This window comes from Microbacterium sp. LMI1-1-1.1, from assembly GCF_040815675.1.
GTDB lineage: Bacteria > Actinomycetota > Actinomycetes > Actinomycetales > Microbacteriaceae > Microbacterium.
Genome location: NZ_JBFPNN010000001.1, coordinates 1013272 through 1033412 on the forward strand (window position 1 = coordinate 1013272; position 20141 = coordinate 1033412).

Annotated in this window: 20 protein-coding genes; 11 read left to right on the forward strand and 9 right to left on the reverse strand. The window is 72.4% G+C overall.

The window, feature by feature from the left end; translation table 11 throughout:
* Positions 1-7: 7 nt before the first annotated feature.
* Entirely contained in the window at positions 8-1120 is a 1113-nt protein-coding gene (gene pdhA / locus MRBLMI1_RS04740; RefSeq protein ID WP_367727612.1) for a pyruvate dehydrogenase (acetyl-transferring) E1 component subunit alpha, read from the reverse strand.
* Between the two features lie 175 nt (positions 1121-1295).
* Here pdhA and MRBLMI1_RS04745 point away from each other — a divergent pair, with 175 nt between their 5' ends.
* Entirely contained in the window at positions 1296-1784 is a 489-nt protein-coding gene (locus tag MRBLMI1_RS04745; RefSeq protein ID WP_367727003.1) for an Lrp/AsnC family transcriptional regulator, read from the forward strand.
* 106 nt (positions 1785-1890) lie between these two features.
* On the opposite strand, the gene MRBLMI1_RS04750 is transcribed toward MRBLMI1_RS04745, so the two are convergent.
* Positions 1891-2883: a DMT family transporter gene (locus MRBLMI1_RS04750; RefSeq protein ID WP_367727004.1), complete on the reverse strand. Its 993-nt coding sequence runs from the start codon at positions 2881-2883 to the stop codon at positions 1891-1893.
* A 125-nt stretch (positions 2884-3008) separates the two neighbouring features.
* On the opposite strand from MRBLMI1_RS04750, the gene MRBLMI1_RS04755 reads away from it, so the two are divergent.
* A complete protein-coding gene (locus MRBLMI1_RS04755) occupies positions 3009-3569 on the forward strand; it encodes a CGNR zinc finger domain-containing protein (protein ID WP_367727005.1) in 561 nt (186 codons plus the stop codon).
* Positions 3570-3730: 161 nt separating this feature from the next.
* Here MRBLMI1_RS04755 and MRBLMI1_RS04760 read toward each other — a convergent pair whose 3' ends face one another.
* The gene (locus MRBLMI1_RS04760; RefSeq protein WP_367727006.1) at positions 3731-4636 is read right to left on the reverse strand and encodes an alpha/beta fold hydrolase; all 906 of its coding nucleotides are present in this window, start codon (positions 4634-4636) and stop codon (positions 3731-3733) included.
* 161 nt (positions 4637-4797) lie between these two features.
* Here MRBLMI1_RS04760 and MRBLMI1_RS04765 point away from each other — a divergent pair, with 161 nt between their 5' ends.
* The 3 genes from MRBLMI1_RS04765 (at position 4798) to MRBLMI1_RS04775 (ending at position 9925) form a co-directional block, all read left to right on the forward strand.
* Positions 4798-5532: an exonuclease domain-containing protein gene (locus MRBLMI1_RS04765; RefSeq protein ID WP_367727007.1), complete on the forward strand. Its 735-nt coding sequence runs from the start codon at positions 4798-4800 to the stop codon at positions 5530-5532.
* A 213-nt stretch (positions 5533-5745) separates the two neighbouring features.
* Positions 5746-8157, forward strand: coding sequence for a M1 family aminopeptidase (locus tag MRBLMI1_RS04770; protein WP_367727008.1), 2412 nt, complete (start codon positions 5746-5748; stop codon positions 8155-8157).
* A gap of 145 nt (positions 8158-8302) precedes the next feature.
* Entirely contained in the window at positions 8303-9925 is a 1623-nt protein-coding gene (locus MRBLMI1_RS04775; RefSeq protein ID WP_367727009.1) for an HNH endonuclease signature motif containing protein, read from the forward strand.
* A gap of 147 nt (positions 9926-10072) precedes the next feature.
* On the opposite strand, the gene MRBLMI1_RS04780 is transcribed toward MRBLMI1_RS04775, so the two are convergent.
* The 3 genes from MRBLMI1_RS04780 to glgA form a co-directional block, all read right to left on the reverse strand.
* On the reverse strand, positions 10073-10324 hold the full coding sequence (locus tag MRBLMI1_RS04780; RefSeq protein ID WP_367727010.1) for a type B 50S ribosomal protein L31: 252 nt from the start codon (positions 10322-10324) through the stop codon (positions 10073-10075).
* 101 nt (positions 10325-10425) lie between these two features.
* Positions 10426-11208: an ABC transporter ATP-binding protein gene (locus MRBLMI1_RS04785; protein WP_367727011.1), complete on the reverse strand. Its 783-nt coding sequence runs from the start codon at positions 11206-11208 to the stop codon at positions 10426-10428.
* Positions 11209-11344: 136 nt separating this feature from the next.
* Entirely contained in the window at positions 11345-12544 is a 1200-nt protein-coding gene (glgA, locus tag MRBLMI1_RS04790) for a glycogen synthase (RefSeq protein WP_367727012.1), read from the reverse strand.
* 77 nt (positions 12545-12621) lie between these two features.
* Here glgA and glgC point away from each other — a divergent pair, with 77 nt between their 5' ends.
* Complete coding sequence (gene glgC / locus MRBLMI1_RS04795; protein ID WP_367727013.1) at positions 12622-13866, forward strand: glucose-1-phosphate adenylyltransferase; 1245 nt, start codon at positions 12622-12624, stop codon at positions 13864-13866.
* A 145-nt stretch (positions 13867-14011) separates the two neighbouring features.
* On the opposite strand, the gene MRBLMI1_RS04800 is transcribed toward glgC, so the two are convergent.
* Positions 14012-14485, reverse strand: coding sequence for an S-ribosylhomocysteine lyase (locus tag MRBLMI1_RS04800; protein ID WP_367727016.1), 474 nt, complete (start codon positions 14483-14485; stop codon positions 14012-14014).
* A gap of 130 nt (positions 14486-14615) precedes the next feature.
* Between MRBLMI1_RS04800 and serB the strand changes: the two genes are divergently transcribed.
* Both serB and MRBLMI1_RS04810 read left to right on the forward strand, forming a co-directional pair.
* On the forward strand, positions 14616-15257 hold the full coding sequence (gene serB, locus MRBLMI1_RS04805) for a phosphoserine phosphatase SerB (RefSeq protein ID WP_367727019.1): 642 nt from the start codon (positions 14616-14618) through the stop codon (positions 15255-15257).
* A gap of 101 nt (positions 15258-15358) precedes the next feature.
* Positions 15359-16036, forward strand: a complete 678-nt coding sequence (locus MRBLMI1_RS04810) for an alpha/beta fold hydrolase (protein WP_367727025.1) — start codon at positions 15359-15361, stop codon at positions 16034-16036.
* Positions 16037-16058: 22 nt separating this feature from the next.
* On the opposite strand, the gene fabG is transcribed toward MRBLMI1_RS04810, so the two are convergent.
* Positions 16059-16769 (reverse strand): 3-oxoacyl-ACP reductase FabG, encoded by a 711-nt coding sequence (fabG, locus tag MRBLMI1_RS04815; RefSeq protein WP_367727026.1) that lies wholly within the window; start codon positions 16767-16769, stop codon positions 16059-16061.
* A 279-nt stretch (positions 16770-17048) separates the two neighbouring features.
* On the opposite strand from fabG, the gene MRBLMI1_RS16045 reads away from it, so the two are divergent.
* The 3 genes from MRBLMI1_RS16045 to MRBLMI1_RS04830 are packed head-to-tail and all read left to right on the forward strand — an operon-like array spanning position 17049 to position 18456.
* Positions 17049-17327, forward strand: a complete 279-nt coding sequence (locus tag MRBLMI1_RS16045) for a DUF3099 domain-containing protein (protein ID WP_387054593.1) — start codon at positions 17049-17051, stop codon at positions 17325-17327.
* Positions 17324-17584, forward strand: coding sequence for a hypothetical protein (locus MRBLMI1_RS04825; protein WP_367727028.1), 261 nt, complete (start codon positions 17324-17326; stop codon positions 17582-17584). Before MRBLMI1_RS16045 ends, MRBLMI1_RS04825 begins: the two co-directional genes overlap by 4 nt.
* Entirely contained in the window at positions 17581-18456 is an 876-nt protein-coding gene (locus MRBLMI1_RS04830) for an SURF1 family protein (RefSeq protein WP_367727029.1), read from the forward strand. Before MRBLMI1_RS04825 ends, MRBLMI1_RS04830 begins: the two co-directional genes overlap by 4 nt.
* A gap of 31 nt (positions 18457-18487) precedes the next feature.
* On the opposite strand, the gene MRBLMI1_RS04835 is transcribed toward MRBLMI1_RS04830, so the two are convergent.
* Complete coding sequence (locus MRBLMI1_RS04835; protein WP_367727030.1) at positions 18488-20086, reverse strand: ABC-F family ATP-binding cassette domain-containing protein; 1599 nt, start codon at positions 20084-20086, stop codon at positions 18488-18490.
* Positions 20087-20141: the final 55 nt, after the last annotated feature.

Genomic DNA, 20141 nt, shown 5'->3' on the forward strand with positions numbered 1-20141 from the left:
GCGACCATCACTCGTCCTCCCCGAACCCGTCGAGGTAGGCGCGGTACTCCGCCTTCTGCGCGGCGAGGGGCGCGTGCGGCTCCGCGTACACGTGGTCGAAGAGGCTGTCGGCGGGGCGGGTGGTCGCCCCGATGCACGCCGCGCGCACGTCGGCGGCCAGCGCGTCGGCGGCGGCGTCGACCTCCGCGGCCGCGTCATCGTCGAGCAGCCCTTCGGCGCGGAGGAACGCCTCGAACCGGGCGATCGGGTCCCGTCGCGCCCACCGCTCCACCTCGGCGGCGTCGCGATAGCGGGTGGGGTCGTCGCTCGTGGTGTGCGGACCCATCCGGTACGTGACCGCTTCGAGGAACGAGGGACCCTCGCCCCGGCGGGCGCGGTCGAGCGCCCAGCGCATCGCGCCGACGCAGGCGAGCACGTCGTTGCCGTCGACGCGCATGCTGGGCACGCCGAAGCCGGGCGCGCGGCCCGCGATCGGGAACCGCGCCTGCACCGAGACCGGCTCGGAGATCGCCCACTGGTTGTTCGAGCAGACGAACACCACCGGCGCCCGGAACGACGAGGCGAACACGAGCGCCTCGTTCACATCGCCCTGGCTGGTGGCGCCGTCCCCGTAGTAGGCGACGGCGACGTCGGTGGAGCCGTCGCGCTGGGCGCCCATCGCCCAGCCGGTGGCGTGCAGCGACTGGGCCCCGATGATGATCTGCAGGGGCGCGACACCGATCGCGGCGTGGTCGTACGCGGAGTGCTCCTCGCCCCGCCAGGCGAGGACGTAGTCGGCGGGCTGGGCGCCACGGGCGAGCAGGACGCCGTGCTCGCGGTAGCTGGGGAAGACGAAGTCCCCCGCGGCGAGCGCGTGCGCGGTGCCGATCTGGACGGCCTCCTGCCCGCGGCACGGGGCCCACAGGGCGAGCTGCCCCTGGCGCTGCAGGGCGACGCCCTCGGCGTCGAGGCGGCGGGTCAGCACCATGTCGCGATGGAGGGCGCGCAACGCGTCCGGGGCGAGGTCGACCACCCAGGGATCGAGCGAGGGATCCGCGACGCGCGTCCCGTCCGGCTCGAGCAGTCGGGCGGTGCCCACGTCTTCCGCGAGGTCGGCGGCGTCGGTGCGGGTGTACGTCATCGTCATCCCTCCAGTCCTGTCCGCGCGCCTTGTGGGTGCGTCGGACGATCCGGGTGCCGGCGGCGTCGCCGACAGGGCCGACCGTACGCGCGGAAGGCAAGCCGCTCAAGACCCGGCCTCGGAAGTGAGCAGGCTGCCCATTGCGCCGACCGTCAACGCTGCTAATGTTCGCAGCATGACCAAGCTCGACGCGGTCGACCTCGACCTCCTCCGCGCCTTGTCCGCGGATCCGCGCGCCACCGTCGTCGCCCTGGCCGAGAGCCTCGGCCTCTCGCGCAACACCGTCCAGGCGCGGATGGCCCGCCTGGAGCGCGGTGGCGTCTTCCTGTCCTACGAACGGGCACTGGCGCCCGATGCGCTGGGCTTCCCCATCGAGGCGTTCCTGCAGGTGACCGTGCGGCAGGCGGAGCTCCCCGCGATCCGCGAGGCGCTGGCGCTGGTCCCCGAGGTGGTCCAGGCGCACGGTCTCAGCGGCCAGGTGGACCTGCTCGTGCGCGTCGCGTGCCGGGACACCCAGCACCTGTTCGACACGGACGCGCGCATCCTCTCGATCGAGGGCGTCGAACGCACCGAGACCTCCCTCGTCATGGGCGAGGTCATCGGCTACCGGGTCGCGCCGCTCATGCAGCTCGCCCGCCGCGGCGCCGGGGCCACCCCCGCCTGACAGGACCGTGGATGCCGCCCGCGTGGCATCCATCTCCCACCCGTCGGGTCGGAAGAACAGGGGATGCCACCGGCGTGGCATCCCTCCCGCCCTCCCGCTCGCGGCCTCAGGGGCTGGGGATCACCGGGATGCTCGCGGTCTCGGTGCGCGGCTCGACCGGGCCGGACGCGTCGAGCTTGACGAGCACGACGCCCGCGAGGATGAGGGCGCCGCCGACGAACTGGATCGGCGCGGGGGTCTCGCCGAGGAGCAGCCACGCGAAGCCGAGCGCGAACAGCACCTCCGACAGGCCGACGAACGACGCCAGGCGCGAGCCGATGAGCGGGACGGCGATGACGCCGAGCGCATACCCGACGGTGGTGGCGACGCCGCCGACCCACAGCAGCGGGAGGATGCCGGGCACCTCGAGTCCCGCGAGCTCCACGGTGATGGAGGGGGCGGCGAAGGGCAGGACGCCGACGAGGACCAGCGCGCCCATGAGGGCGGTTCCGACGAGCAGTCCCCCGGCCGCCAGGGCGAGCGGCGGGAGGTCGTCGCCGGCGCGGCCCGCGATGACGAAGTAGGCCGCGGCGCACACGGCCGCGCACAGGGCGAACACGGTACCGAGCAGGTCGAAGCGCGCACCGCTGATGTCGACGACGAGGACGAGTCCGGTCATCGCGACCACCGATCCGATGACGACCGCCCGCGACGGCGCGCGGCGGGTCCGGACCCAGACGGCGATGACGATGAGCACGGGAGCGATGTACTGGATGAGCAGCGCGACGGCGACCGGCATGCGCTGCATCGCGGAGAAGTAGAACAGCTGGCACCCGGCGACGGCGGTCAGGCCGAAGGCCGCGATGAGAAGGCCGTGACGGCGGAGGAAGCCGCGCTGCCGGCGGATCGCGAGGACCAGAGCGGGCGAGAGCAGCAGCGCCGCAAGGCCCATGCGGACGATGAGCACCGCGCCGAGCGACCACCCGCCGTCGAGGAGCGGCTTGACGAACGGGCCGCTGGAGGAGAACGCGAGCGCCGACGCGACGGCGATCGCGAGCCCGGTGACCGCGCCGGAGCCCTGACGGACGGGGCGCGGGAGGGTGACGGGCGTCGTGGTCATGCGGGTTCCTCTGGACAGGGGCGAAGCGGCGGCCGCGTTCCCGGATCGCGGGGGCGGCGAACGCTGTCATGAGTGAACAGCGCTTACACTCGTGACAGTACGGGCCCGACATGTCAGGAGTCAAGATGGTCTTCATCCGTGACACCGAACTGGTGCTGCGTGCCGCCGTGGAGCTGGTCAACACGCTCCCCCACACCGAGGTGAGCGGCGTCGACACGCTCACGCGGCGGGCCGACCTCGAGGCGTTCGTCACGGCGCACGGGTACACCGGATCGCGCACGCGCGACGAGGACGAGCTGGCCCGGGTCCGCGGCATCCGGAGTCGCCTTCTGGAGCTGTGGCGGGTCGATCGCGACGGCGCCGTCCCGCTCGTGAACGCGATGCTCGCCGACGGGCGGACCCTCCCCCAGCTGGTGCGTCACGACGGGATGGACTGGCACATCCACGCGAGCGATCCCGACGAGCCGCTGGCGATGCGCATCCTCGTCGAGACCGCGCTGGCGTTCGTCGACGTGATCCGCGCCGACGAGTACGCCCGCGTGCGGGTGTGCGACGCCGACGACTGCGAAGGCGTCTACGTCGACTTCTCGAAGAACGGCTCGAAGCGCTACTGCGACGCCGGCAACTGCGGCAACCGCATGAACGTCATCGCGTACCGCAGGCGCAAGGCCGAGACCACCGCGTAGGCCCGCGTGTTCTCGCGCTGAGGTGTCACAGATGTACGCGAGACCCCGCCCGGCGCGTGCATCTGCGCCATAGTCACCGCCCCTGCGACGCCCGACCCTTCTCGCGCTGAGGTGTCGCAGATGTACGCGAGAGCCCGCGCGGCGCGTGCATCTGCGCCACCTCAACGCCCGGCGGTCTCGCGCAGGAAGTCCCGGATGGCGGATGCCGCCGCCTGCGGGGTCTCGTAGTGGATGAGGTGCCCGACGTCGGGGATCTCGACGAGCCGGGCGTCGGGGAACAGCGTCGCGAGGTGGCGCTCGGCCTCGATCGGGGTGATGTCGTCCTTCTCGGCCGCGATGAGCAGCGTGGGCTGCGTGATGCGCGGCGCGGACTCCCGGACGTCGTGCGAGACGCTCGTCACGAACGCCTCGTGCAGCACGTCGCGGTCGGCGAAGCGAGAGAAGTACTCGTCGTGCTGCTCATGCACGAACCGGCGCAGAGCGGGGTCGCGCGTCTTGGCCATCGCGTTGCTCATGACCCGGACGATGAGGCCGTTGCGCAGCAGGGCGTCGCCGAGGCGGCGGGGCAGTCTTGCCCCGGCGAGGTAGTAGAAGACGGCGAGGCGGGTGAGGATGCCGCGGGGTCCCTCGAGCGCGGGGGCGCCGATCGGGTTGACGAGGATCAGCTTCGGCGTCGCGAGCCCCTGTGCGACCGCGGCCGACGCGACGATCGAGCCGAACGAGTGCCCGAGCACGACGGCATCCGGAGCCACCGCCTCCACGAACGCGCGCAGCCAGCGGGCGTAGCCGTCGAGATCGTGCGGCTGCCCGGCGAACGGCGGCGTCTCGCCGAAGCCGGGCAGGTCGGGAGAGATGACGCGGATGCCGCGCAGGTGCGCGACGACGGGCTCGAGGCCGTGGTGCTCGCCGCGGAAGCCGTGCACGGCGACGATCGTCGGGCGGGGGTCGGCCGGAGCGGTGTCGGCGTCGTCGCCGTAGACCCAGTACGCGGTGCGGGCGCCGCCGATCTCGATCTCGCGGCGGGTGACCGGGACCTCGGCGAGGAGGGACACGTACGGGTTCGGCACGCGGTCGAGTTTATGTCGTGCGGCGGCGCGGTCCGGGGCGACGGCTCGCCGCGCCCGTGAGGGTTCCGGGTCCTGTCCTCCCCAGCCGTCGCCCCGCGCCTTCTGTCCACCGATTCGCGCGTCGCCGTCGCGGTGTCGGGGGCCGCCTCTACGGTGGGCCCATGACCACGTGGCAGGCCGAGCCGCTCCCTCTGTTCCAGACGCCCGAGTGGGCGCGGGTGGTGGGTGTGTTCGACCTCGAGACCACCGGCATCGACGTCGTCAGCGACCGCATCGTCACCGCGCACGTGGGCGTCCTCGACGTCGACGGTCAGGTCGTCGACGCGCGCGACTGGCTCGCCGACCCGGGCATCGAGATCCCGGCCGGGGCCGCCGCGATCCACGGCATCTCCACCGAACGGGCGCGGACGGAGGGCGCCCCCGCCGCCACGGTCGTGGCCGAGGTCGTCGAAGCGCTGTCGGCGCTGTTCGCCGCCGGCATCCCGGTCGTCGCCTACAACGCCCCGTTCGACTTCTCCCTGCTCAAGCACGAGGCGCTGCGGCACGGGATCGCTCCGATCGAGAAGCCCTCGCCGGTGCTCGACCCGCTCGTCATGGACAAGACCTACGACCGCTGGCGGCGCGGCAAGCGGACGCTGTCGGTGGTCGCGGCGCACTACGCGGTCCCGCTGGAGTCCGCCCACGAGGCCTGCGCCGACGCCGTCGCGGCCGGGCGCCTCGCCCTGGCCCTCGCCGAGAGGTTCGGGGCATGGATGCCGCCCACGGTCGACGAGCTGCACCTGCGGCAGGTCGCGTGGGCACGGGCGCAGGCGGCGAGCCTCACCGAGTACTTCGTCAAGATCGGGCGCCTGGACGCCACCTCCCCGCCGCTCGACGGCGCGTGGCCGATCCGCTGACGGGCTCCCGCCGCGCGGAGCCCGTTGCTCTCGCCGCGCGGAGCGCGGTGCCCCCGACGCGCCCCCACGCCATCCCCTGACGCGCTCCGGCTGCGCGCACCCCGGAACCCGCGCGTCACGCCGCGGAAACGTGCCGCCCCTACGGTGGCGTCAACGATCCGGGCGGCGGCCGCGTCCGCCTGCCCCCCCCCTCCTCCGAACGGACCCCCGCCCATGCGTCATACCCCGCCAGCCCGCCCTGCGCGACGCCCCGTCCTGCACCGCTCCCTCGTCACCGCCGGCGCCGCCCTGGTGGCGATGGGCCTGGTCTCGTCCTCGGTCATCCCCGCGTTCGCGGCCGACCCCGTCGACGGCGCGCGCACATCCGGCGATGCGATGTTCCCGAACGTCGGCAACGGCGGCTACGACGCGCTCGACTACGACATCGACATCGCCTGGACCCCGGATGCCGTGCAGACGGGCTCCGTGGTGGCCGGCTCCCTCGTCGCGACGTCGACGATGTCCGCCCGCGCAGCCGTGCCTCTCCGCAGCTTCTCGATGGACTTCGAGGGCCTCGAGATCGACTCCGTCACGGTGGACGGCGTCCCGGCGACCTGGCAGCGCGACGTCGACGTCGACGCCATCCGGCACAAGCTCATCGTGACCCCGGCCACCCCGGTCGACGGGGAGTTCCGCGTCACCGTCGCCTATCACGGCGTCCCCCAGGCGCACGTCGACGCGGACGGCTCCTACGAGGGCTGGAACGCCACGACCGACGGCGCGACGATGCTGGGGCAGCCGATCGGCAGCATGACCGGCTTCCCGCACAACAACACCCCCGGCGACAAGGCCACCTACTCGATCGCCGTCGACGTCCCCACGACGCTCGCCGACGCGACCGGCGCGGGAGCCGCCCCGGCCGCCGCCGTCAGCAACGGCGAGCTGGTCGCGAAGACGCCGACGAGCGACGGCGCCCGCACGACGTGGGAATGGCGGCAGACGCGGCAGATGGCATCCGAGCTCGTCATCATCTCGATCGGACGCTACGACGTCATCGAGTCGTCGGTGACGCTCGGCAGCGGCCGGACGATTCCCGCGTGGTCCTTCGTCGACTCGACATCCACCGCCGCGAACAAGGCGACCGTCACGACCGCGGTCGACCAGCTCGGTCCGATCATCCGCGATCTGGAGTCGATCTACGGCCCCTACCCCGGCGGCAGCGCCGGCGTCGTCGTCGACCGCGTCCCGCGTGGCATCAACTACGCGCTCGAGACGCAGGACCGCTCGTTCTTCCCGACCCGCATCGGCTTCAGCACCCTCGTGCACGAGCTGGCGCACCAGTGGTACGGCAACAACGTCTCGCCCACGACGTGGACGGACATCTGGATCGCGGAGGGCATGGCCACCTGGTCCGAGAGCTTCTACAGCGGCAGCGACGGGTTCGGCACCGGTCCGGCGTCGCGTGAGCAGCAGTTCGCGGCGTGGGAGGCCACTCCCGCCGACGACGAGGCCTGGACCATCGCCCCGGGCGCGCAGACCGACTCCGCGAGCCTGTACGGCTTCCAGACCTACGACCGCTCGGCGCAGTTCTGGGCGGCGCTGCGCGTCGCGATCGGCGACGACGCGTTCTTCACCCTGATCGAGCAGTGGCAGACCGACTTCGCCGGCACCAGCCGGACCGGGGCGGACCTGCTCGCCCTCGCCGAGGAGGTGTCCAGCCGCGACCTGACGGCGTTCTTCCAGGACTGGATCCTGGATGCCGACAAGCCGGCGTGGCCCGACGAGTTCGCTCTCTCGCTGTCCGCCGACACCACGGCGGCGCTCGAGCGCGGCGAGGTCACGACGTACACCCTGACCGCCGACAACACCGGTCTGGTCCCGCTCGCCACCTCGACGGCATCCGTCGACCTCTCCGCCGTCCTCGACCGCGCCTCGATCGATCCCGCGGCGCTGGACACGGCGCTGACGCTCGTCGGCGACGAGCTCACATGGACGATCCCCGCCGCAGCCCCGGGCGAGACCGCGTCGGTGTCGTTCCCTGTGACGGTGGACGACGACGCCTCGGGCGGGACCCTCTCGACGACGGCGGCCGCGAGCCTCGGCGGGACCTGCCTGTCGTGCGCCAGCGATCTCGCCGTGCAGGAGTACCCGGTGGACGCGCAGGCGCCCGTCATCGAGGGCGACGCCACGGTGGGCTCGACGCTGACCGCGACCACTCCCGGCTGGACCGCCGGCACCTCGTTCACGTACTCCTGGGCGATCGACGGGATCTCGATCCCGGATGCCACCGCCCCCACCTTCGTCCTCCCCGCTGCCGCCGAGGGGCGCACGGTGACGGTGACGGTCACGGGGTCGCTCGACGGGTACACCGCCCGGACGCGGACGAGCGCGCCGGTCGGTCCCGTCGCCGCGGCGGCGGTCCCCGGTCCGTCCCCGTCGGCGTCGGCATCTGCCTCTCCGTCACCCTCGCCCTCGGCGTCCGCGGTGGCGGTCCCCGGATCCGCGCGCGGGCAGCTCGGCGTCACCGGCACCGAGCTGCCGATCGTCGCGATCGTCGCGGCGGCCGGCGCGCTCGTCGCCGGTGCGGCGCTCTCGGTCGTCACCGTGCGCCGGCGACGTCTCGCACACCAGGCGGACTCGGCCTGATCCTCACGTGACGAACGCCCCCGCCCGCGTGTTCCCGGGCGGGGGCGTTTCGTCGTGGGAGGTGTCGGGAGTCGTCCTGACGGGCCGGTTTCCGGCGTCAGGACGCCGCCGATCCGATGTCGGAGGTCGCCGATAGCGTTCTGTCATGTCCCGCTTCGCCCGTCCCGCCGACCGGCCCTCGCCGGCGTTCCGGGAGTGCGACGGGGCGCCGTGGCCCGCCGACGACGAGCTGGATCTGGATGCCGAATGGGCAGCCCTGCACGACAGCGACGAGGTCGGATGGTGGGTCGACGGCGAACCGCACCCCTCGGTCTCTGCGACGTCGACGTGGGGGTTCCGACCGTCCGACGCGGTCTCCGCGCTCGACGCCCGGCTCGGACACCTGGAGTGCGTCACGGCAGACCGCCGGCGCGCGACCGCGGCGGAGTATCGCCTCATCCTGACGATCCTCGACGAGGCGGCCGCCGACCCGACGCCCTGGGTCGGTCCCGACCCGACCGTCGACCGCGCCTGGCTCGATCCCCGCGGGCGCACCGCGCGCGCCGTGCAGCGCGACCGCGTCGACCTGGCGGAGCGTGCGGCCGTGGCCGAGATCGCCGTCCGCCTGCATCTGTCGGAGCAGACTGTGCGCACCCGCGCCGGTCACGCCCGCACGCTCGCGGACGGCTGTCCGCGGATCTGGGCCGCCTTCGGCGAGGGACGGCTGTCGGAGAAGCACGCGACCGACGCGGCACGCACGGCGTCGACCCTGCCCGCCGGGGACCGCGACGCCCTCTCCCGCTTCGACGAGGAGGCCCTCGTCCCGGCCCTCACCCTCACGCCGGCGACGTTCGCCGTCGCGGCGCGGGCGATCCGCGAACGCGTGCACACGGAGTCCCTCGAAGAGCGGCATCGACGTGCGGCCCAGGATCGAGGGGTCTGGATGTCGGCGGAGCTCGACGGCATGGCATCCATCCATGCCCTGCTCCCCGCCGACCGGGCCCGCGCGGTGATGTCGCGGCTCGATCGGGCCGCCCGGCACGTGCACGCCGCGGAGGACGAGGAGCGGACGCTGGCGCAGCTCCGCACCGACGCGTTCGCCGACCTCGTGACGATGAGCGAGCCCGAGAGCCCCGCGGTCGGGGTCGACGTCGCGGGCAACGTCAAAGACGCCGACGGGCACGCCGTCGGAAACGCCGACGGGCACGCCGACGGTGACGCCGACCGTACGAGCGCACCCGCGCACACCGACGACCCCGGTCCGGCCGCGCCCGTCTCCGCGGCCCCCGACGCTGCACGACGGACCTTCCGGAACGCTCCCCCGGCGACGGTCGTCGTCACCGTCCCCGCGTTGACGCTGCTCGGACGCGGCGATGAGCCCGCGACGCTGGAGGGCTACGGCCCCATCGATCTCGAGACCGCGCGACGGCTCGCCGGATCGGCGACGTCGTGGGTCCGGCTGCTCACGCATCCCGTGTCCGGCGCCCCGCTGGTGCTGGACCGGACGACCTATCGCGTGCCGGTCGCCCTGCGCCGCTGGCTCGGTGTGACCTCCCCCACCTGCGTGTTCCCGGGGTGCGGACGGGCTGCAGGCGATTGCGACATCGACCATCGCACCGCCTGGGCCGACGGCGGGACGACGGACGACGACAACCTCGACCCGAAGTGCCGACATCATCACCGTCTTCGTCACGAGTCGCGGTGGGACATCACCCGGTCCCCCGGCGGCGAACCGGCGTGGACGTCCCCGCTCGGCGGCACCTATGGCTCCGACCCGCCCCCGTTCTGAGGCGGCCGCCCGCCGCGATCCCCTTGTGCCCTCGCGCGACCGTCGCACCACGGGCGAAGACGACGTCGGGCGTCCGCGGTGTTTCCCACCCGCAAAGCACGAAACCCCCCGTCCCGGAGGACGAGGGGCTTCGCGGAAGAGCGAGTCTTACTTGGAACCGAAGTTCTTGAAGCGCTGGTTGAACTTCTCGACGCGACCGGCGGAGTCCATGATGCGCTGCTTGCCCGTGTAGAAGGGGTGCGAAGCGGACGAGATCTCGACGTCGATGACGGGGTACTCGACACCGTCGAGCTCCACGGTCTTGTCGCTGCTCACCGTCGAACGGGTGAGGAAGGTCTCGCCCGAACCGAGGTCGCGGAACACGACGGCCTTGTACTCGGGGTGGATGTCAGTCTTCATGGGAGGTCCTTTGAGAAGTGGTGCCCTGGATTCTGCCAGGACGGTCAAAGTCTGCGGCGCCGACGGCACCAAACGTCGATTCTACCAGGCGATCGGCCCGATCACGACGCGCGGGCCGCGTACCGACCGGCCTCGTGCGTGAGGGCGATCTCGACGCCGAACGTCGCGGTCAGGTTCTCGGCCGTCAACGCCTCGGAAAGGGGCCCGGATGCCACGACCTCGCCGTCCCGCAGCAGCAGCACGTGCGTGAAGCCGACGGGGATCTCCTCCACGTGGTGGGTCACCATGACCATCGCCGGCGTGGTGGGCGCCTGCGCGTACCCGGACAGCAGCGACAGCAGCTCCTCGCGCGCACCCAGATCGAGGCTCGCGGTCGGCTCGTCGAGCAGCAACAGCTCGGGGTCGGTCATGACGGCGCGGGCGATCTGCACGCGCTTCTGCTCGCCGTCCGACAGCGTCCCGAACGTGCGATCGGCGAGGTGGTCCAGACGCCACTCGGCGAGGACGCGCAGCGCGCGTCGCTCGTCGATGTCCTCGTAGTCCTCGCGCCAACGGCCGACGACCGAGAACGCCGCGGTCAGCACGACGTCGAGCACCGTCTCCTCGGGCGGTACGCGGCGCGCCATCGCCGAGGAGGCGAACCCGATCCGCGGACGCAGCTCGAACACGTCGGTGCGACCGAGCCGCTCGCCCAGGATCGTCACCGCACCCGAGGTGGGGTGCAGCAGCGTGTCGGCGAGCTGCAGGACGGTCGTCTTGCCCGCGCCGTTCGGCCCGAGGACGACCCAGCGCTCGTCGTCGGAGACGGTCCAGTCGAGGTGGGAGACGATGTCCCGCGCGTTCCGGCGGACGACGACGTCGGAGAATTCCAGAACCTGCGGCATGCGTCCCAGCCTATCGGGCACCGTCCCGGAACAGCCGTCCGACGCGGCCGAAGCACCCGGCCGGAACCCTGGCCGGGACCCTGCCAGGACCCCCGCCGGAACCCCGCCGGGACCAGCCCCGCCGTACCGCCCTGCCCTATGCCTTCGCGTTCGCCGCGACCTCGGCGTACAGCGCCGCCGTGGTCTGTGCGATCGCGGCCCAGCTGAAGTCCTGAACGGCCCGCTCGCGCCCCGCCTCGCCGTAGCGCTGCGCGGTCGCGGCATCCGTCACGACCTCCGTGAGCACCCGGGCGAGGTCCGCGACGAACCGGTCGGGGTCGACGGGGGTTCCGGTGCCGTCCTGCACCTGCTCGATGGGGACGAGCCGGCCGGTCACGCCGTCCACCACGACCTCGGGGATGCCGCCGGTCGCGGTGCCGACGACGGCCGCGCCGCACGCCATGGCCTCCAGATTCACGATGCCGAGCGGCTCGTACACGGACGGGCAGACGAACGTCGTCGCCGAGGTGAGGATCGCGCACAGCTCGTTGCGCGGCAGCAGGCGGTCGATCCACACGACGCCCTCGCGGGTCTCCTGCAGCCCGCGCACCAGCTCCTCGACCTCCGCGAGGATCTGCGGGGTGTCCGGCGCGCCGGCACAGAGGATGAGCTGCACGTCGGCCGGCAGCTGCTCCGCCGCGCGCAGCAGGTACGGCAGACCCTTCTGCCGCGTGATGCGCCCGACGAACACGACGGACGGCCGCGACGGGTCGATCCCCACCGAGGACAGGAACGCGTCGTCGGACACCGGATGCCACGCCTCGGTGTCGATGCCGTTGTAGATCACCCGCACGGCGGCGGGATCGAGCGACGGGTAGCTGCGCAGGATGTCGGCGCGCATGCCCTCGCTCACCGCGACCACGGCGGCCGCGCCCTCGTAGGCGGTCTTCTCGATGTAGCTCGAGACGGCGTAGCCGCCGCCCAGCTGCTCGGCCTTCCACGGCCGCAGCGGCTCCAGGCTGTGCGCGGTGACGACGTGCGGGATGCCGTGGAGGAGCGACGCCAGGTGCCCGGCGAAGTTCGCGTACCAGGTGTGGGAGTGCACGACGTCGGCGCCGGCGACGTCCGACACGATCTGCAGGTCGGTGCCGAGCGTCTGGATCGCCCCGTTCGCCGACGCCAGCTCGGACGGCACGCCGTAGGAGGTCGTGTCGGCCTCGTCGCGATCCGCGCCGAAAGCCCGCACCTGCACCTCGGTGCCGTCCGCGCGCAGCGCGCGGACGAGCTCGGTGGCGTGCACGCCGGCCCCGCCGTAGATCTCCGGCGGGTACTCCTTGGTGACGATGTCGACGCGCATGAGACGAACCGTAGTACACGCTGTCAACCGACGCGCCGCATGTAGTCGCGGCCCCGAAGGACCCCTAATGTGTAGCCATGCCTGCAGCGCCGAAGGTCTTCGGAATCATCCTCGCCGGCGGCGAGGGAAAGCGACTCATGCCCTTGACGGCGGATCGCGCGAAACCCGCCGTCCCTTTCGGCGGCCAGTACCGCCTGATCGACTTCGCGATCTCCAACCTCATCAACTCGGGGCTGCGACAGCTCGTCGTCCTGACGCAGTACAAGTCGCACAGCCTCGACCGCCACGTCTCGCAGACCTGGCGCATGTCGCCGATGCTGGGCGCGTACGTCGCCTCGGTCCCGGCGCAGCAGCGCCTCGGCAAGCGGTGGTTCTCCGGTTCGGCGGACGCGATCCTGCAGAGCATGAACCTCATCCGCGACGAGAAGCCCGACATCGTCGTGGTGATCGGCGCGGACCACGTCTACCGCATGGACTTCGCGCAGATGCTCGACGCGCACATCGCCTCCGACGCGCGCGCCACGGTGGCCGGCATCCGTCAGCCCATCTCGCTGGCGAACCAGTTCGGCGTCATCGACACCGACCCGGCCGACCCGACGAAGATCCGCGAGTTCCTCGAGAAGCCGCAGAACCCCACGGGTCTGGCCGACGCGCCGCACGAGGTGCTCGCCTCGATGGGCAACTACATCTTCGACGCGGACGCGCTCGTCGAGGCGGTCACGCACGACGGCGAGCTGCCGACCTCCGCGCACGACATGGGCGGCGACATCGTCCCCTACTTCGTCAACCGCGGCGAGGCCGCCGTCTACGACTTCAACCGCAACGACGTCCCCGGCTCCACCGCGCGCGACCGCTCCTACTGGCGCGACGTCGGCACGATCGAGTCGTTCTACGACGCGCACATGGACCTGATCTCGACCCTGCCCATCTTCAACCTGTACAACACGGACTGGCCGATCTACTCGCAGACCGTCAACGCCCCGCCTGCGAAGTTCGTCCGCGACTCCGTCGGCCGCATCGGCAACGCGATCGACTCGATCGTCTCGCTCGGGTCGGTGCTGTCGGGCACGCACCTGGAGCGCAGCGTCGTCGGACCGTGGGCGCTGGCCGGCGGCGGCTCGACGATCACCGACTCCGTCCTCTTCGACGGCGTCCAGGTCGGGGCGGGCGCGCGCATCCACCGCGCCATCCTCGACAAGAACGTCGAACTCGCACCGGGCGCCACGATCGGCGTCGACCGCGAGCGCGACCTCGCCCGCGGCTTCACCGTGACCGACACCGGGATCACCGTCGTCGGCAAGGACGTGCGCGTCGACGCCTGACGAGGGATGCCACGAGGGCCGGTGATCCGTCGGGATCACCGGCCCTCGTCTGTCCGCGGCGGTGCGGCGATGCGATCGGGTATCGCGGCGGTGCGATCGGGTATCGCGGCGGTGCGATCGGGTATCGCGGCGGTGCGTGCGCGGGTCAGACGCCGACCCGCTGGAACGCGTCCTGGCTGATGCCCTGCTCGAGCACGAGCTTGGACCACTCGCGCGCCGTGTGCAGGCTGTGGTCGCGGTAGTTGCCGCAGCTGAAGGCGTCGGTCCCGGGGACGTCCTCCCACTCCACCTCGGTGGCGATCGCGCGCAGCGAGTCGGTCACGGCGGCGACGAGCGCGGCCACCTCCGGCTCGCCCCACATGATCACGTGGAAGCCGGTGCGGCATCCGAAGGGCGAGATGTCGATGAGCCCGTCGATCCGGTCGCGCAGCAGGCTCGCGAGCAGGTGCTCGATGGTGTGGATGCCGGCCGTGGGGATCTCGCCCTGGTTGGGCTGCACGAGACGCAGGTCGAAGTTCGAGATCACGTCGCCGCGGGGGCCGGACTCGGTCCCGATCAGGCGGACGTAGGGCGCCAGAACGGCGGTGTGGTCCAGGGTGAAGCTCTCGACGTCGGCCATGGTGGCGGTCTCCCTCAGTTGGTGCGGCGGCGGAGAAAGCCTACGCGGCGTACGGCGGCAGGGGGCGGGGCGGCGACCACGGGCGTCACGCGGCCCGCGTGTCGTGCGGCGGCGCGCTAGGGTCGAGCGCGTGCCCGCGCCCGTCCGCTTCCTCGTCGTGCTCGACGCCGACTCCACCCTGATCCGCAACGAGGTCATCGAGCTGCTGGCCGACGAGGCCGGCCGCGGTGCCGAGGTCGCCGCCGCCACCGAGGCCGCGATGCGCGGGGAGGTCGACTTCGCCGCCAGCCTCCGCTCGCGGGTCCAGGCCCTCGCGGGGGTCCCGGTCTCCGCCTTCGACCGCGCCGTCGCGCGCATCGAGCCGACCCCGGGCGTCCGCGAGCTGATCGACGCCGTGCACGAGCGCGGCGGACGCGTCGGCGTCGTGTCCGGCGGCTTCCACGAGGTGCTCGACACGGTCGCGCCCGAGCTCGGGGTCGACGTCTGGCGCGCCAACCGCCTCGCCGTCGCGGACGGTCGGCTGACCGGCGAGGTCGAGGGCGACATCGTGGATGCCGCCGCGAAGGCGCGCACGCTGGGGGAATGGGCCGCGGAGGCCGACGTGCTCCCGTCGCAGACCTTCGCGATCGGCGACGGCGCGAACGACCTGCAGATGATGGCGGTCGCGGGGCTCGGACTGGCGTTCAACGCCAAGCCCGCCGTGCGCGAGCGCGCGGACCTCGTCATCGGCCCGGTCGACCTGCGCGAGGTCATCGCCCTGCTCCCCCGCTGACGCGGGCCGGAACCGAAGCCCGACGGCGTTCAGCGGCCGGTGGAGGCGGTCCTGTCGAGACGGGCCTAGTCGATGTCGGAGGCCGGCTCTACGCTCGGGCCATGGACGTCATCCTCATCCCGGGCCTGTGGCTCGACGCCTCCTCATGGGACGCCGTCGTCCCCACCCTGACCGCCGCGGGCCATCGCGCGCACCCGATCACCCTCCCCGGTGCCGACGCCGGCGACATCGGCATCGCCGACTGGGTCGCCGCGGTCGTCGCCGAGATCGACCGCACCGAGGGCCCCGTCGTGCTCGTCGGGCATTCCGGCGGCGGCAACGTCGCCTGGGGTGCGGCCGACGCCCGCGCCGACCGTGTCGCCCGGGTCGTGTTCGTCGACACCGTGCCGCCGCCTCCGGGGGCGATGATCTCGGAGTTCCCCGTCGTGGACGGGCGCGTCCCCTTCCCCGGCTGGGACGCGTTCGACGAGCCCGACATCGCGGACATCGACGACGAGACCCGTCGGCGGATCGCCGCGGGCGCGGTGGACGTACCCGGACGCGTACCCACCGACGGCGTCGCCCTCACGGACGACCGGCGTCACGGCATCCCGGTGACGATCCTGTCGGGTCAGCTCGACGCGCAGACGCTCCCCGCGGTGCTCGCGGAATGGGGGCCGTTCGCCGAGGAGTTCGGCCGGGTCGCCGACGTCGAGGTCGTCCGGCTCGACTCGGGCCACTGGCCGCAGTTCTCGCAGCCCGAGAGCTTCGCCCGGACGCTCGCGGCAGCCGTGCGCTGACGCGCGCGGGAACCGCCGTCGGTCAGTGCCCCATCCCGAGGCCGCCGTCGACGGGGATGACGGCACCGGAGATGTAGGCGGCGTCGTCGCCGGCCAGCCACGTCACGACGCCGGCCACCTCATCGGGCGAGGCGAAGCGCCCGGCGGGGATGTTCTTCTTGTACTCGGCCTGCGTCTCCGGGGCCAGCTCGGCCGTCATATCGGTCTCGATGAACCCGGGCGCCACCACGTTCGCCGTGATGCCGCGTCCGCCGAGCTCGCGCGTGAGCGAGCGGGCGAACCCGACCAGCGCGCTCTTGGACGCGGCGTAGTTGATCTGCCCCGCCGACCCGTAGAGGCCCACGACGCTGGAGATGAGGATGACGCGGCCCCAGCGCGCCTTCAGCATGCCCTTCGAGGCGCGCTTGACGACGCGGAACGCGCCGCCGAGGTTCGTCGACACGACGCTGTCGAAGTCGTCCTCGCTCATGCGCAGGAGCAGGGTGTCCTTCGTGACGCCGGCGTTGGCGACGACGACGGCGATGGGACCGAGCTGCGCCTCCACCTCCGAGAACGCCGCGTCGACGGCGGCGGCGTCGGTGACGTCGGCGCGGACCGTCAGCGAGCCGGCGGGGCCCTCGCCCGAGCGCGCGGTCACGGCGACCTTCCACCCCTCGGCGACGAATCGCTCGGCGATGGCGCGGCCGATGCCGCGGTTACCTCCGGTGACGACGACGACACGGTCCTGTGACATGGGTGAGACTCCTGCGCTGCGAGGGACGGGACCGGCCCAGCCTACCGAGCCCGGCCGGCCCGCTTCGGGCCCCGGTGACCGGCCCGGATCGCGCCCGCCGCGACGTTTATCTCGATGGCGTCGGATTCCGTCTTCCGTGAGACGCTGGGAGGCGCCCGGTCGGGATGCCGGGCGTACCCTGGAAGGACTGTGAAGTCATCGCACCGCGCTCAGTCTGCGACGTCGCTCCCTCAAGCACCGAGGGAGGACGCCGACTCCCGTTTCACCAGGTACATGGTGATGATGGGCATCCGCATCGCGTGCTTCATCCTCATGGCGGTGGTGACCCCGTACGGCTGGTACACGTGGGTGTTCGCCGCCGGCGCGATCTTCCTGCCGTACCTGGCCGTGGTCACCGCGAGCGTCAGCCCCGACGCGCCCCGCGCGGCCGCCGAGAACCCCGAGCGGGTGCTCGAGGCCCCGTCGGCTGCACCGACGGCGCCGGTCTCGGACACGCCGACGGTCATCCGGATCTCCGAGACGCCGCGCGTGGAGCCGCCCCGGGACGAGCGCCCGTGAGCGACGCGACGGCCGAGTGCTCCCGCGCCGGCTGCCGCGACACCGCCGCCTGGGCGATCCTCTGGCGGAACCCCCGGATCCACACCCCCGACCGTCGCAAGACGTGGGTCGCCTGCGACGCGCACGTCGGCTACCTGCGGGAGTTCCTCGCCGCCCGCGACTTCCCCCTCGAGGTGCGCAGCCTGTCCTCGGACACGGATGCCGCTTCCTCCGGCACCGCCCCCGTCGCCCCCTCGCCCGCGGGGACCGTGTCATGAGTCGCCGCGACGCCCCCGCCGCCGTCCGGTGGAGCGCCTACATCGGGATCGCCGTGCTGTTCGCGATCGCCTGCGGCTTCCTCTCGCACTGGCAGTTCTCCCGGAACGAGGAGCGGTCCGCCGCCCTCCGCCTCGTCGCCGACAACTACGACCAGGAGCCCGTCGCCCTCGGCGACCTGCTCGCCCCCGGCGCGGAGCTGGACCCGCTCGACGAGTGGCGTCCCGTGCGTCTGAGCGGCCAGTACCTCGCCGACGAGGAGCTGCTCGTCCGCAACCGCGCCCACGGCGGGTCCGCGGCCTACGAGGTGCTCGTCCCCTTCCGCCAGGACGACGGCCGCGTCCTGCTCGTCGACCGCGGATGGCTGCCCCCGGGCGACCGCCAGTCCGAGCCGGACGCCATCCCGGCGCCGCCGTCCGGGAACGTCGACATCGTCGTGCGGGTGCGCCCGGGCGAGCCCGTGCCCGCCTCCGGCCGGACCGCCGAGGCGGGACAGGTCCCCACGATCAACCTGGGACTCGTGGCCGAGCAGACCGGTCCCCTCGAGCAGGGCGCTTACGGCCTGATCGTCTCGGAGGACCCCGCCGTCGCCGACATGCCGCTCACCATCGAGCCGCCCAGCGACGACCCCGGACCGCACCTGTCGTACGCGATCCAGTGGATCCTCTTCGCCGCCATGGGCTTCGCGTTCATCGCCTACGTCATCGTCAGCGAGCGCCGCATCCGCCGCGAGGAGGCGGAGGAGGCGCGGGAGGCTCACGCCCGCGGCGAGGAGGCCGCCCCGAAGGGCGACGCCGTCGCCGCCCACCGCCGTCGCCGCCGCGTCCGCGACCGCGACGCGGACGACGAGGACGCCCTGCTCGACGCCCGCTGAGCCGACGCCCCGGGACTCCGAAGGCGCGGGACTACGCCAGCGTGATCAGCTCGGCGTAGTCGCGACCCCAGATGTCTTCCACGCCGTCCGGCAGGATGAGCACGCGCTCGGGGTTCAGCGCCTCGACGGCACCCTCGTCGTGCGAGACGAGCACGACCGCGCCCTCGTAGTGCGCGAGCGCCCCGAGGATCTCCTCGCGCGAGGCGGGGTCGAGGTTGTTCGTGGGCTCGTCGAGGAGCAGCATGTTCGCCGACGACACGACGAGCGTCGCGAGCGACAGACGCGTCTTCTCGCCGCCGGAGAGGACGCCGGCGGGCTTGAGCACGTCGTCGCCGACGAACAGGAACGAGCCGAGCACCTTGCGCGCCTCGGTCGCGGTGATGTGCGGGGCCGCCGACATCATGTTGTCGAGGACGGACCGGTCGACGTCGAGGTTCTCGTGCTCCTGTGCGTAGTAGCCGATCTTCAGGCCGTGGCCCGGCTCGAGCTGGCCGGTGTCGGGCTGGTCCACGCCGGCGAGGATGCGCAGCAGCGTGGTCTTGCCCGCGCCGTTCAGGCCCAGGATGACCACGCGCGAGCCGCGGTCGATGGCCAGGTCCACGTCGGTGAAGATCTCGAGCGACCCGTACGACTTGGACAGACCGGACGCCATGAGCGGGGTCTTGCCGCACGGAGCGGGCTTGGGGAACCGCAGCTTGGCGACGCGCTCGTCCTGACGCACGTCGTCCAGGCCGGACAGCATCTTCTCGGCGCGCGCGACCATCTGGTGCGCGGCCGCCGCCTTGGACGCCTTCGCCCCGAACCGGGCGGCCTGCAGCTGCAGCGCAGAGGCCTTCTTCTCGACGTTGGCGCGCTCCTTCTTGCGGCGCTCCTCGTCGGCCACCCGCTGGCGCAGGTAGTTCTTCCAGTTCATGTTGTAGACGTCGATGACCTGCCGGTTGGCATCCAGGTAGAAGACCCGGTTGACGGTCTCGCCGACGAGCTCCACGTCGTGCGAGATGACGATGAGGCCGCCCTTGTAGCCCTTCAGGAACTCGCGCAGCCAGACGACGCTGTCGGCGTCGAGGTGGTTGGTCGGCTCGTCGAGGATCATCGTCTGCGCGTCCGAGAAGAGGATGCGCGCGAGCTCGATGCGTCGGCGCTGACCGCCCGAGAGGGTCTTGAGGGGCTGATCGAGGATCCGGTCCGGCAGCGAGAGGTTGTGGGCGATGGATGCCGCCTCCGCCTCGGCCGCGTACCCGCCCGCCGCTTCGAACTGTTCGGTGAGCCGGGCGTACTTCTTCATGGCCTTCGCGGCGACGGCGGGGTCGTCGTCCCCCATCGCCAGCGACGCCTCGTGCATGCCGAGCGCCAGGGAGCCCAGTCCGCGCGCGTCGAGGATGCGCGTGCGCGCGAGCATCTCGGGGTCGCCCGAGCGAGGGTCCTGCGGCAGGTAGCCGAGCTCGCCGCTCCGGTCGACGCCGCCGTTCGCGGGCAGCAGGTCGCCGGCGAGCACCTTGGTCAGGGTCGTCTTCCCGGCGCCGTTCCGGCCGACGAGACCGATCTTGTCGCCGTCCGAGACGCGGAAGGCGACGTCGGACATGAGGACGCGGGCGCCCACGCGGATCTCGAGGTCGTGCACGGAGAGCACAGCGAACGTCCGTTCTTGAGGCGGGAAGAGGGAGGTGGCCGATGGCCAATCACCC